This window comes from Candidatus Pelagibacter sp. IMCC9063 (assembly GCF_000195085.1).
Lineage (GTDB): Bacteria > Pseudomonadota > Alphaproteobacteria > Pelagibacterales > Pelagibacteraceae > IMCC9063.
This window is the reverse complement of sequence record NC_015380.1, coordinates 363,724-375,977: the sequence shown is the minus strand read 5'-3', so window position 1 is coordinate 375,977 and position 12,254 is coordinate 363,724. Positions and strand designations below refer to the sequence as shown.

16 protein-coding genes are annotated in these 12,254 nt (G+C 32.7%); 5 read left to right on the top strand and 11 right to left on the bottom strand.

The genetic code is table 11. From position 1 onward, the window contains the following. Positions 1-10: 10 nt before the first annotated feature. Positions 11-1,351 (bottom strand): tRNA uridine-5-carboxymethylaminomethyl(34) synthesis GTPase MnmE, encoded by a 1,341-nt coding sequence (gene mnmE / locus SAR11G3_RS01935; protein ID WP_013695057.1) that lies wholly within the window; start codon positions 1,349-1,351, stop codon positions 11-13. 1 nt (position 1,352) lies between these two features. Then, on the bottom strand, positions 1,353-2,513 hold the full coding sequence (locus tag SAR11G3_RS01930) for an FAD-dependent monooxygenase (RefSeq protein ID WP_013695056.1): 1,161 nt from the start codon (positions 2,511-2,513) through the stop codon (positions 1,353-1,355). Between the two features lie 61 nt (positions 2,514-2,574). Between SAR11G3_RS01930 and SAR11G3_RS01925 the strand changes: the two genes are divergently transcribed. From SAR11G3_RS01925 to SAR11G3_RS01915, 3 genes are read left to right on the top strand one after another with little or no spacing between them, the layout of a single operon-like run. Further along, on the top strand, positions 2,575-4,680 hold the full coding sequence (locus tag SAR11G3_RS01925; protein WP_013695055.1) for a DNA translocase FtsK: 2,106 nt from the start codon (positions 2,575-2,577) through the stop codon (positions 4,678-4,680). Beyond that, positions 4,649-5,002, top strand: a complete 354-nt coding sequence (locus SAR11G3_RS01920; protein WP_013695054.1) for a hypothetical protein — start codon at positions 4,649-4,651, stop codon at positions 5,000-5,002. Before SAR11G3_RS01925 ends, SAR11G3_RS01920 begins: the two co-directional genes overlap by 32 nt. Beyond that, positions 4,972-5,262 carry a hypothetical protein gene (locus SAR11G3_RS01915; RefSeq protein WP_013695053.1) on the top strand — a complete coding sequence of 97 codons (291 nt, stop codon included), beginning with the start codon at positions 4,972-4,974 and terminating at the stop codon, positions 5,260-5,262. The genes SAR11G3_RS01920 and SAR11G3_RS01915 overlap by 31 nt, the downstream gene beginning before the upstream one ends. Here SAR11G3_RS01915 and SAR11G3_RS01910 read toward each other — a convergent pair. From SAR11G3_RS01910 to hisB, 7 genes are read right to left on the bottom strand one after another with little or no spacing between them, the layout of a single operon-like run. Then, positions 5,248-5,757: a GNAT family N-acetyltransferase gene (locus SAR11G3_RS01910; RefSeq protein WP_013695052.1), complete on the bottom strand. Its 510-nt coding sequence runs from the start codon at positions 5,755-5,757 to the stop codon at positions 5,248-5,250. The genes SAR11G3_RS01915 and SAR11G3_RS01910 overlap by 15 nt on opposite strands. Positions 5,758-5,759: 2 nt before the next feature. Further along, positions 5,760-6,134, bottom strand: a complete 375-nt coding sequence (locus tag SAR11G3_RS01905; protein ID WP_013695051.1) for a histidine triad nucleotide-binding protein — start codon at positions 6,132-6,134, stop codon at positions 5,760-5,762. A 3-nt stretch (positions 6,135-6,137) separates the two neighbouring features. Then, a complete protein-coding gene (gene hisE, locus SAR11G3_RS01900) occupies positions 6,138-6,440 on the bottom strand; it encodes a phosphoribosyl-ATP diphosphatase (RefSeq protein WP_013695050.1) in 303 nt (100 codons plus the stop codon). A 2-nt stretch (positions 6,441-6,442) separates the two neighbouring features. Next, entirely contained in the window at positions 6,443-7,201 is a 759-nt protein-coding gene (hisF, locus tag SAR11G3_RS01895) for an imidazole glycerol phosphate synthase subunit HisF (protein ID WP_013695049.1), read from the bottom strand. Beyond that, a complete protein-coding gene (hisA, locus tag SAR11G3_RS01890) occupies positions 7,202-7,915 on the bottom strand; it encodes a 1-(5-phosphoribosyl)-5-[(5-phosphoribosylamino)methylideneamino]imidazole-4-carboxamide isomerase (protein WP_013695048.1) in 714 nt (237 codons plus the stop codon). A 4-nt stretch (positions 7,916-7,919) separates the two neighbouring features. Then, entirely contained in the window at positions 7,920-8,555 is a 636-nt protein-coding gene (hisH, locus tag SAR11G3_RS01885) for an imidazole glycerol phosphate synthase subunit HisH (protein ID WP_013695047.1), read from the bottom strand. A 7-nt stretch (positions 8,556-8,562) separates the two neighbouring features. Further along, positions 8,563-9,150, bottom strand: a complete 588-nt coding sequence (hisB, locus tag SAR11G3_RS01880) for an imidazoleglycerol-phosphate dehydratase HisB (RefSeq protein ID WP_013695046.1) — start codon at positions 9,148-9,150, stop codon at positions 8,563-8,565. A gap of 101 nt (positions 9,151-9,251) precedes the next feature. On the opposite strand from hisB, the gene hslV reads away from it, so the two are divergent. Further along, positions 9,252-9,791, top strand: a complete 540-nt coding sequence (hslV, locus tag SAR11G3_RS07235) for an ATP-dependent protease subunit HslV (RefSeq protein WP_013695045.1) — start codon at positions 9,252-9,254, stop codon at positions 9,789-9,791. Next, positions 9,792-11,111 carry an ATP-dependent protease ATPase subunit HslU gene (gene hslU / locus SAR11G3_RS01870; protein WP_013695044.1) on the top strand — a complete coding sequence of 440 codons (1,320 nt, stop codon included), beginning with the start codon at positions 9,792-9,794 and terminating at the stop codon, positions 11,109-11,111. It begins immediately after the preceding gene. Positions 11,112-11,126: 15 nt separating this feature from the next. Here hslU and SAR11G3_RS01865 read toward each other — a convergent pair whose 3' ends face one another. Together SAR11G3_RS01865 and SAR11G3_RS01860 are read right to left on the bottom strand one after the other, a co-directional pair. Beyond that, a complete protein-coding gene (locus SAR11G3_RS01865) occupies positions 11,127-11,558 on the bottom strand; it encodes a Smr/MutS family protein (RefSeq protein WP_013695043.1) in 432 nt (143 codons plus the stop codon). Continuing rightward, on the bottom strand, positions 11,536-12,159 hold the full coding sequence (locus SAR11G3_RS01860) for a Tim44/TimA family putative adaptor protein (protein WP_041862308.1): 624 nt from the start codon (positions 12,157-12,159) through the stop codon (positions 11,536-11,538). Before SAR11G3_RS01860 ends, SAR11G3_RS01865 begins: the two co-directional genes overlap by 23 nt. Positions 12,160-12,254 lie beyond the last annotated feature (95 nt).

The following is a 12,254-nucleotide window of genomic DNA, read 5'->3' as shown; positions in this document are numbered from 1 at the left end:
ATTTTATGACTTATTTCCCAACACAAAAATCTTTAAAGATTCTTCCAAGCACCTCTTCTACTCCTATAAAACCTACTATTTCGCTTAAGTAGTTTGAGGCTATTTTCAGCTCTTCAGCTGTTTTTTCTATTTCTGCAGATTGAGAGATTTTAAGGTAGTTCTTCAAATGTTTAGACGTTTTGCTTAGTAAAGTTCTGTGCCTAGACCTTGATATTAGCGTATCATCACCATGATCATGTAAACTATTCAAAATATTTTTTAGATCTTCAATTAACTTTTTGTAGCCAAATTTTGTTAAAGTAGAAATTTTGTGAATTCCTAAAAACTTTTTTCCCTTTATGTTTTTTAAAACAAGCCTTCCATCAAAGTTTTTTTTATCTTGCTTATTAATAATTATTAAAGTTTTTTCATTAATTAATTTTTTTATTTCATTTGATATTGTTTTAATTGTTCCATCTAATATTAAAATATTTAAATTTGATTTTGTAATTTGTTTAAGAGCCAGAGCAATTCCTATTTTTTCAATTTTGTTTTTTGCAGCTCTTATGCCTGCCGTGTCTGACAGCACAACAGGGAAGTTTTTAATTTGTAGTTGAACTTCTATAACGTCTCTAGTTGTTCCTTTGATTTCGGAGACAATAGCCGCTTTTCTTTTGGCTAATAAGTTCAAAAAGCTTGATTTCCCTGAGTTAGGAGGTCCAAAAATAGCTATTTTAAAGCCTTCTCTCATGATCTCCCCTACTTTGCTATCATCTAGCATTACAGTGATTTCTTGAGAAATTTCCTTTATTTTTTGAACATTTCCTTCCAGAATACTAGCAGGAAGATCTTCTTCGGAGAAATCAATGGCAGCTTCACACTTGCTTCTAACGTCTAGAATTTGTTCTCTCCATTTCATAAATAAAGGTGAGCTATTTTTTAATCTCAAAGCCTGAATTCTTTGTCCTTCTGTTTCAGCATTTAAAAGGTCCGCAATACTTTCAGCTTCGTATAAATTAATTTTATTATTTAAAAATGCCTGTTTAGTAAATTCTCCAGCTTCTGCAAGTTGACAATCAGACCGTAATGACAGCTCATTTAAAAATTTATTGATAACAGCTTTGCTACCATGAACATGAAACTCTATTAGATCATCTCCCGTATAACTCTGTCCTTTGGGATACCAAACAACAATTCCTTCATCTATAATTTCTTTTTTTGAATCGTAAAAGGTTTTGAGCAAAGCCATTCTTGGTTTATCAATTGTGCCATGAATTATATCTTTAGTGATTGTTAGAGAGTTTGGTCCAGACAAGCGAATGATGGCAATTCCAGAAACTCCTGGTGGAGTTGATAGTGCATAAATTGTCATTTTAAAATCTCAATCCTTTGTCCGCTAGATCAATAATTTTATTCATTACTGCAGGTTGCGAAGCTATAGAAAAACTTTTCTTTCTTAATTGAGTAATAGCAAGCGATTGGCTTCTAAACGCTTTTCTTATTAAATCAATCGACATAGCAAATAATAGATTACTTGCCTTGGTTTTTTTTTCATATTCTTTAAGTATCCCAAGATCGCCAATGTCATAACCTTTGTTTAATTTTTCCTTTAAAATGTTAACTAAGATGTTGATATCTCTTAAAGTCATATTCCATCCTTGTCCTGCGATAGGATGAATTTTATGAGTAATATCGCCCATAAATAAAACTCTAGAAAGCACAGTCCTTCTCAAGAACTCAAAAGTTAAGCCAAATTTTTCCAACCTATTCGTGCAACTAATTACCTCATAGAAGCTCACTGAAATCATTTTTAAAAAATTTAATCTGGCTTCATAATTTAAAATAATCTTTTCTGCATTAGATTTATTTTTAACAGACCAAACAATGGAAGTGTGTGTATTTGAAATTGGCAAGAAGGCTAGAGGACCATCTTTTAAAAAAAATTGTCTAGCACAATTATTGTTTAACTTCTTATGGTGGAGAACAAAAGTATAAGCAGTTTCAGAATAATCCCAATTTAATTTCTTTTCGTTTGATAATAATTTTAAATTGTTAAATTCAGTTGCAATAATTAAATTATATTCTGACGTTTTTTTATTTTGAAAAGTTATCTTTTTTAAGAACCCTTTACCTTCGATGGAAATAATTTTGTTTTTAATAAACTTAACTTTTTTTAGTTTATTGCTTATTTCTTTTTCTAGAATATTTCTTTTAACAATATGACTTAAAAATTTTTTGTTATCTGTATTGTAAAATTCTGTATCAGGTTTTGCTTCTTTTTTAAGGCCATCAAAAAGAATAATTTTTTGAAGAGGCCAAAAGCTATACTTATTTTTCTTAATTCCTAAACTTTGAAGTATTTTTAGGGAAGCATCACTTATGGATAAAGTAACATTGGATTTGAAATTTTTGGCGGGTGAAGTCTGTTCGATTAAATCTACTGCTATATTGAGGTCTAAAAGGGCCATGGCTATAGCTTTACCGGTTAGACCAGATCCAAGAACAGCTACTCTTTGTTTAATTAAATTTTTCACGATTAATTTTTATCAATTGTATAAAAAATGCTAAAAAACAACAGTAAATGATTCGTTGTATATGAAAAAAATTCTAAATTTTATTAAAGAAAGAACCCTTGAAATTGCAGGTTTGATAGCTGTTATAATTGGTATTTGCCTTTTCTATTTAGTTTTTAATTATACGCCAAATAACCCCACTTTAATTTTTCCAGATGATAAACAGATTTTTTGGTTATTTAGATACGCAGTAAACTTTACAGATTTTATACTTCAAGCATTTGGCCTAATGGCTTTTGGAATAGCTATCAATTTTTGTTTTTTGGGTGTGCAGGTTGGAATGCAGAAAAAAGTTAGCACTTCTATTTCTTTTTTGCTCATCACACTCTACTTAATTTTCGGATCTTTATTTTTTACAATTAATAACGATCAAAGTTTCTGGCTATCTACAAATGGCAATGGGGGGTTTTTAGGAAGTTACTTGTTAAAGCTAATGTCCTCTTTTTCTTTAAATTTGGACATTGTTACTTATGCATCTGCTGTTCTTGCTCTTATTTTTTTCATTTTAAGTTTGGGGCTATCTGTTTCTAACTGGAAAATTATCTTCAAAACTATTTATAAAGCATTTGCTTTTTTAAAATCTAAAATATTAAACCATCAATCTATCAGTCAAGATCAAGAGATAGAAACTTTTAAAACTCAGATAGAAACCGAAACTTTAGAGCCGCCTACATCCCAAGAATTTCAATCTAGCCTTCCGTTGCAAGGAAGTACCAGGTTAAATTCTTTTGAATATAAAATGCCTTCTATATCTTTTTTAAAAGAACCGGATAATGCAACGTCAGATACAGAACTGAGCGATAGCTTCGAGAAGCAGTCTAAATTTTTAGAGGACACCTTGTTGGACTTTGGAATTATGGGAAAAATTAAAAGAGTCAGTGCAGGTCCAGTAGTAACTCTTTATGAATTTGAACCTGCCGCTGGAATTAAAACTTCAAAAATTATAAATTTATCAGATGATATTGCTAGAAGTACCAGCTCTATTGCAACTAGAGTAGCAACTGTTCCAGGCAAAAATACCATTGGAATAGAAATTCCTAATAAAAATATTGAACCAGTTTATTTAAAAGAAATTTTATCTAGCAAAGAATTCGTAAATAAAAACATTAGACTTCCTATTACTCTTGGAAAAAGTATTTCTGGTTATCCTATTGTAGGAGACCTGGTGAGTATGCCTCATTTGTTAATAGCAGGTACGACTGGCTCAGGTAAATCAGTTTGTATTAATACTCTGATACTTTCTATTTTATACAAACACAAACCCGAACACTGCAAACTTATTTTAATAGACCCTAAGATGTTAGAACTCTCAATTTATCAGGGTATTCCACATTTGTTATCACCCGTTATTACAGAACCCAAAAAAGCCACTGCAGCATTAAAATGGGTAGTGGGTGAAATGGAAAATAGGTACCGAAAAATGACAGAAGAAGGGGTACGTAATATATCTGGATATAATGAGAAAGTGGGGGAGGATCCTAAAAGAGTCATTCCTTATATTGTCGTAATTGTAGATGAAATGGCAGACTTGATGATGATCGCTGGTAAAGAAATTGAAAACTACATTCAACGTTTGGCTCAAATGGCTAGGGCGGCTGGAATTCATATCGTTATGGCCACTCAGAGGCCCAGTGTCGACGTTATTACAGGTACCATCAAAGCTAATTTTCCAACACGAATTTCTTTTCAAGTTACTTCTAAAATTGACAGTAGAACTATTTTGGGAGAGCAGGGGGCTGAATTACTCCTTGGGAAAGGAGATATGCTATTCATGTCTTCAGCGAGCAGGGTAATTAGAATTCATGGTCCTTTTGTATCAGATGAAGAAATCGAAAAAATTACAACTTTTTTAAGGTCTCAAGGAGCTCCTGATTATTTGGATGAAGTTACAAAGATTCAAGAAGTAACCGATGAAAATGGAAACCAAGTGGGGAGAAATGATAAAGATGATTTATTTGATGAGGCGGTACATTTAATTAAAGCAGAAGGCAAAGCTTCAACTAGCTATCTACAAAGAAAGTTGCAGATTGGATATAACCGTGCAGCAAGAATTATTGACCAAATGGAAGAATCTAAAATAATTAGTCCAGCAAACCATGCTGGTAAAAGAGAAATACTTCCCTTTTAATGCTCAAAAAAATAAGTCTCTTAATTTTTTTTTTGTAATATCCATCTCAGCTAAAGCAGAAAGCAACAAAGAAATTATTCAAAAAATTGCAAGTAGATTTGACGATATAAACAATATCCAATTTGATTTTATTCAAACTAACAATGAGCTTATTGAAAAAGGTTCTTGTTTTCTCTCCTATACCAAAAAATTAGTTTGCAGATATTTAGGTGATGAACAAAAAGAAATTATTATAAAAAATAATACGCTAATAGTTATAAAAAAAAATATCAAAAAATTTATTACTACCGTATGGCTAACTCTGTTTTTACAACCATATTAGATAAAAAAAAAATTATTAAACAAATAAATCAGATTCGAAAGATCGCAATAAAAGATAATAATTTTGTGATTGAATTTAAAAATAATGAAAACGCTGGTTCTGTTCGATTGTTTATAAATAAAGACACCTTCAATATAGCTGGGTGGGAAACAGCTGGCTACGATCAGCAACCAACCTCCTTTATAATAAAAAATAGCCAGACCAATGTTAATACTAAAGAGAAATTTGAGGTTCCCAATTTTGATCTAGACGGGAACTGAGACTGCTTCCTTCTTAAAAATATTCATCCCTCTTGCAATATAATTTCTCAAAGCGTTAGGATGATCTAAAGTACACGTATGCACCCAGACTCTTTTGGGGCTATGTTTCCATGCTGTTTCTAAAGCATGGCTTAATAAATAACCCCCTACTTTTTTTCCATAATAATTTTTAAAAATTCCAAAGTAAGTAATTTCTACTTCTTTAGTCTCTTCATGGTTAAGATATTCATAGTAACCAACGGGTTCTTCTCCGATATATGCTGTGTAAAATTTTAATTTTTTACTATCTAAATAATTTTTCCACTCTTCTAGGCTCCAACCCAACCTATCTTTCCAATGAAAATCTTCTCCTATTTTTTGGTATAAAAACTTACAAAACTGGGGGTCTTCTTTTCCTTGTTCTAAAATTTTTAAATTAAAAATTCCACACACCGCTGGGTTAAAATCTTTTTTATTCTTCATTTCTAAAAAATATCTTTGAACTCTTTGAGTCATGGTTACTTTTTAGAAACCATTCTTCCAAGGGGTTCACCACCTATAATGTGAAAGTGTAAGTGAGGAACTTCTTGTCCTCCATCTGGTCCATTATTCCCTATGTATCTATAACCTTTTCCTTCAGAATAAGATGACAGGCCAACTATTTTTGTAACTTCTCCCAAAGCTCTTGTAAGAGCTACAATCTCATCGTTCTTAGCATTTTGAGAAAAATCATCCATATTAACATAAGCACCTTTTGGAATGACTAACACATGAATCTTGGCCTGAGGATTTATATCCTTAAATGCTAACACATGGTCGTTTTCATAAATTTTATCACAAGGGATTTCTTTTCTTAATATTTTTGCAAAAATATTGTTCCTATCATAACTCATAATTTAACGACTTGCTTTTTCATCTAACCCGGACTGTTGTTGTCTTTTTTTTAGTTCATCCATGACATCTTCGATTTTTATATCGTTACATTCTAGAAGTACCAATAAATGATAGATTAAATCTGCAGCTTCATGCGTTTGATTTTTATTGAGTTGAATCGCTTCCAGCAATTCTTGAAGTTCTTCTTCTGTTTTTTCTTTGCTTAGAGTCTTGTTGTTAAGCAGTTGGTTCGTATAAGATTTGTCTTTAGTTGCATTTTTTCTAGAACGAATAATTTCTATTAATTCTTCTAAAGTTTTAAACATATTTATATTCTTACAGGAACATTCTCTGAGTTTAAATATTCTTTTACTTGAGAGATGGAAAATTCTCCAAAATGAAAAATGGATGCAGCCAGAACAGCACTTGCCCCTCCTTTAACAATTCCGTCCTTGATGTGCTCTAAAGTTCCAACCCCTCCTGAGGCAACTACTGGTATTTTTAAGCTGTTTGTCATGCTCTTTGTTAGCTGCAAGTCGTATCCTGACTTTGTTCCATCTTTATCCATAGAGGTAAGTAAAATTTCACCTGCACCATTATTTTCCGCCAATAAGGCAAACTCTAAGGCATCCAGTTCTGTTGGTTCTCTTCCACCATGAGTAAAGACACCCCATTTATTGGATGCTACATGTTTGACATCAATAGCAACCACTATGCATTGAGAGCCAAATTGTAGAGCTGCTTCTTTAATAAGATTTGGATTTTTAATTGCTGCTGTATTGATAGAAACTTTATCAGCCCCTGCCATCAAAAGATTTCGTATATCTTGAATTGATCTTACTCCGCCTCCGACCGTTAAAGGAACAAAACATTGCTCTGCTGTTTTTTGAACTGTGTCTAATAAAATATCTCTATTCTCATTAGAAGCAGTAATGTCTAAAAAACAAATCTCATCTGCTCCACCGTCGCTATAAATTTTTGCTTGCTCTACCGGGTTACCAGCATCTACTAAATTAACAAAATTAATACCTTTTACCACCCTTCCATTTTTTACATCGAGACAGGGAATAATTCTTTTTTTTAACATCTACTTAACTTTAACCAATTCTTCTAAATTAATAGAGCCGTCGTAAATAGCCTTGCCAATTATAACTCCACCAATCTTTTGGGTTTTTTGTATATCAAACACATCCTCTATTTTTGCAACACCCCCTGAAGCAATTACTGGAACTTTGCTTATAGTCGCTAGCTTTAATGTTTCCTCAAGATTTACGCCTTCTTTTGTTCCATCTTTATCAATATCGGTAAAAATAATACTTTTAATTGGACATTCCTTAATCTGATCTACAAAATCAAATGCTAACAATTGCGTTTGATCCGTCCATCCTTTTAAAGCTAAAAATCCTTTTCTAACATCTATCCCTACTGAAATTTGATTGGGGTATTTTATAGAAACCTCTTTTAATAAATCGATATTTTCTACTGCAGCAGTACCCATAACAACATTTTCAACACCCAACCTTAAAACCTCTTCGATGTTTTCTAAAGTTCTTAATCCACCCCCCACTTGGATTTTTAAAGAAGTGTTTTTCGCAATTTCTTTTATAGAATTTAAGTTTGTGTTGTTGGAGCTTAATGTTCTATCCAGATCTACAATGTGTAAATTCTGAAAGCCTAGTTTCTCAAATTGTTGTGCTTGGTCTAATGGAGAATCATTAAAAATTTCTTCCTTGGAAAAGTCTCCCTTATAAAGCCTTACACACTTCTGATTTTTAAGATCGATGGCTGGATAAATAATCATAATATTACCAACTTATAAAATTTTCTAATATTTGGATCCCATTTTTTTGGCTTTTTTCTGGATGAAACTGAGTCCCAAAAATATTATCCTTAAAAATAGCTACTGTTATCTCGTCCTGATAAAATGTAGATGCTGCAACATTAATTTGATCTTGTGCAATAAATTCATAACTATGAACAAAATAAAAATGCTTGTCCTCACTTAAATTTTGAAACAAAGGATTAGTTTCTTTTAAAACAATCTCATTCCATCCCATATGAGGAAGCTTTAATTCTGGATTAATAATTTTAATTTTTTTGACCTCTCCTTGTATCCATCCTAAGCCTTTAGAGCCTCCATCTTCTTCTCCAAAGTCTGCAAATAATTGCATGCCCACGCAAATACCAAAGATATTTTTTTTCTTATTTAACACAAAGTCATTGAGCTCATCTACAACTCCAGGAATGCCTCGTAAATGTTGTGCACATTGCTTAAACGAACCTTGTCCCGGTAAAATAATTTTGTCTGCCTCTTTAATTTTTTTGGGATCATGAATAACCTGAACGGAAACATTTTTTTGTAAATTATTAGCGGCTGATTCTACAGCTTTTGAAACTGACTTGATATTGCCAGATCCATAATCAAAGATGGATATGATCATTTAAAAATTAAATTGTGCCCTTAGTGGAAGGGATAGAATTTTTTTGTCGAGGATCTATCTCTAAGGCACTTCGCAAAGCTTTTGCCAAACCTTTGTAGCATGACTCGATAATGTGATGACTGTTGTCTCCGTAAATATTTTCAATATGCAAGGTAATACCTGCTGCTTGTGCAAATCCTTGAAACCATTCTTTAAATAACTCCGTGTCCATTTCTCCAAGTTTTTCAACTTTTAGTTTTACATTCCAAACTAAATATGGACGACCTGAAATATCCAAAGCTACTCTGCTCAATGTTTCATCCATTGGAATAAGGGCATGTGAATATCGCTTAATTCCTTTTTTTTCTCCCAAGGCTTTTAATAAAGCTTCTCCAATTGCAATTCCTGTATCTTCAGTTGTATGATGCAAATCAATGTGCAGATCTCCTTTAGCTTTAACCTTTAGGTCGATCAAAGAATGTTTTGAAACTTGTTCTAACATGTGGTCTAGAAAACCAATTCCAGTTTGGATATCGTACTTCCCCGTACCATCAATATTTATATCAACGCTAATACTAGTTTCTTTTGTTTTTCTTTCTATGCTTGCTGTTCTCATAATGAAGTATGCTTATTTAATATAATAAATACTATAAAATTTATACCTTGAAGATATGGAATTCGTCACCACATATATTTAATAATTAAATAAAGCAAAATATGGACAATAATAGCTGGCACGGAACTACCATTGCACTGGTTAGAAAAGATGGAGACGTAGTAATTGCAGGAGATGGACAGGTGAGCATTGGCAATACTGTTATGAAAAGTACTGCTAAAAAAGTTAGAAAAATTGAAAAAAGAAATATTATTGCAGGATTTGCAGGGTCTACTGCCGACGCATTTACCTTGTTTGAAAGGTTAGAATCTAAACTAGAGAAACATGGAGGACAGCTAACACGAGCTGCTGTGGAATTGGCAAAGGACTGGAGATCAGACAAATATTTGAGAAGACTAGAGGCGCTAATGCTAGTCGCCGATAAAGATAAGAGTTTTGTAATTACTGGGCAGGGTGACGTTCTAGAACCAGAATACGGAGTGGTAGCCATTGGATCGGGTGGAAATTATGCACTTGCTGCTGCTAGAGCTATGATAGATGACAAGACCAAAACTGCAGAAGAAATTGCCAAACGATCTATAGAAATAGCTTCGGACATTTGTGTATTCACAAATAACAATATCACTATCGAAAAATTATAAATGGAAAACGAACAAAAAATAGTTTCTTTTTCACCAAGAGAAATTGTGTCTGAGTTAGATCGCTATGTAATTGGACAGGCGGACGCGAAAAAAGCAGTAGCAATAGCTCTTCGAAATAGATGGCGGCGGCAGGAATTGCCAGACGATTTGAGAGAAGAAGTTCTTCCAAAAAATATATTAATGGTTGGTCCAACAGGTGTTGGAAAAACAGAAATATCCAGAAGACTTTCTAAACTATCGGAAGCTCCATTTATAAAAGTTGAAGCAACTAAATTTACTGAAGTTGGTTATGTTGGTAAGGATGTTGAGCAAATTATACGAGACTTAATAGAAATTTCTATTGCTCTTGTTAAAGAGAAAAAAAGAAAAGAAGTAGAGGCAAAATCCCAGCTATCATCTGAGGAAAGAGTTTTAGATACGCTAGTTGGAAAAAGTGCAACGCCCGCTACAAGAGAAAGTTTTAGAAAAAGACTAAGAGCAGGAGACTTGGATGACACTGTTATAGAAATTGCTGTTCAGGACAATCCATCTACACCCTCATTTGAAATTCCAGGAATGCAAGGTGGTGTCGGCATGGTTAATATTGGAGATATTTTTGGCAAAGGGTCTGCTGGGAAAAAGAAAAAGAAAAAAATGTCTGTTAAAGAATCTTATGAATACATTATTCAGGAAGAATCAGATAAATTAATAGATCAAGATCAGATTATAAAAGAAGCAAAATTTTCTGTTGAGAATAATGGTATCGTTTTTCTTGATGAAATTGACAAGGTTTCGGCTAGGAGCGAACGCTCTGGGACAGATGTCTCTAGGGAAGGTGTTCAGCGTGATTTATTGCCACTTATTGAGGGTACTACGGTTAACACTAAGCACGGACCGATTAAAACTGACCATATTCTATTTATAGCGTCTGGTGCATTCCAATTAGCAAAACCATCAGATTTATTACCAGAGCTTCAGGGAAGATTGCCTATTCGAGTAGAGCTACAACCACTTACAAAACAAGATTTTGTTAGAATACTTAAAGAGCCAGATAACAGTTTAATCAAACAGTATGTCGCTTTAATGAAAACAGAAAATGTAGAGCTACAATTTACTGACGATGGAATCGAGGAGCTTGCAGAAATATCTAGTCAAATTAATTCTACTATTGAGAATATTGGTGCTCGAAGATTACATACTATTTTGGAAAAGGTGTTAGAAGAAATTAGTTTTTCAGCTCCTGACAAGAGTGGGGAAAAGATTGTAGTAGATAAATCTTTTGTACAAAAAAATCTTGGTGATATTATCAAAGACAAAGACTTATCTAAGTTTATTCTTTAAAAGCTATCAACTAAGCTACATTTTTTTTAGTGTAACTATCATCGACCCCTCACCTCCAAGACTAATGGGACTCGTTTCGATAGATATGATGTTTTGAGAATAATTTTTGTTTATATAATCTGGCACAGCATATCTTAAAAGGCTTAAATCTTTAGATGCATAAGGATCATTTTCTTTATTAGAATGAATACCCTTGCCGGTAATGATCAGGGCTTTTTTAACGTTGTTTTCTTTTGCAAAAATAAATAACTGATCAATTTTGCGAAAAGACTCTTCAATAGTATATCCATGCAAATCTATTCGAAGATCATACGTTTTGGTATTTTCAAAGTTTTGTTCAGGAGATAACTTTATGTCTTTATCTTCTACTGACCTTGTTTCTTTAATAAAATTATCCCAAGTCTCTAAGTCTTCTTTAGATATTTTAGTGCTTAGTTTCTTTTTCACTATTTTCTGTTTCAGCAGATAGTTCTGTTAAGTACCAAGTAGGATCTGAATCTTTTAGATCTCTTTCAAAACTCCAAACGTCTGTGGTGGTTTTGGTCTTCTCCGCATCACCCTCGACCACTTCGCCTTTTTCGTTTTTAAGACAGTTAATTATTTGACTTATAAAACGTGCAGTAACTTTATATTTTGTGTTTACGTTACTGACCTTATCAATAGACATTTTTTCAATTCCAATAAATGTTAAGCTTGAAGTTAATTTTTTTTCATTCCTATCATCTATAATTTTCTCAAAATCTAGATATAATTTTTTTGTAAGAAGTGGTTTTAGACTTTGCTTATCTCCTTTAGCAAAGGCATTAATGATCATTTCGTAAGCATATTCTGCTCCTTTTTTAAAAGAGGCTTCGTCAAAAACAGGTTTATTAGATTCCGTTCTAACTTCTTTTACAAAAGAAAAATCATCTCGCGATTTGTTTGCAAAATTTGGTTTGATGGGAGAATTATCTGCTCCTTTTCCAAGGACGTTTCGTAAACGTAAAAAGATGAAACCAGCAATCATAGCCAGCAAAATTATGTCTATAAAACCAAAGTTTTCGCTCATATTTGAATATTTAATATTAATGCTTATATATAAATCATCAATATGCAAATAGCACTACTAATTTTAATATTATTACCACTCACCGAGATCTATCT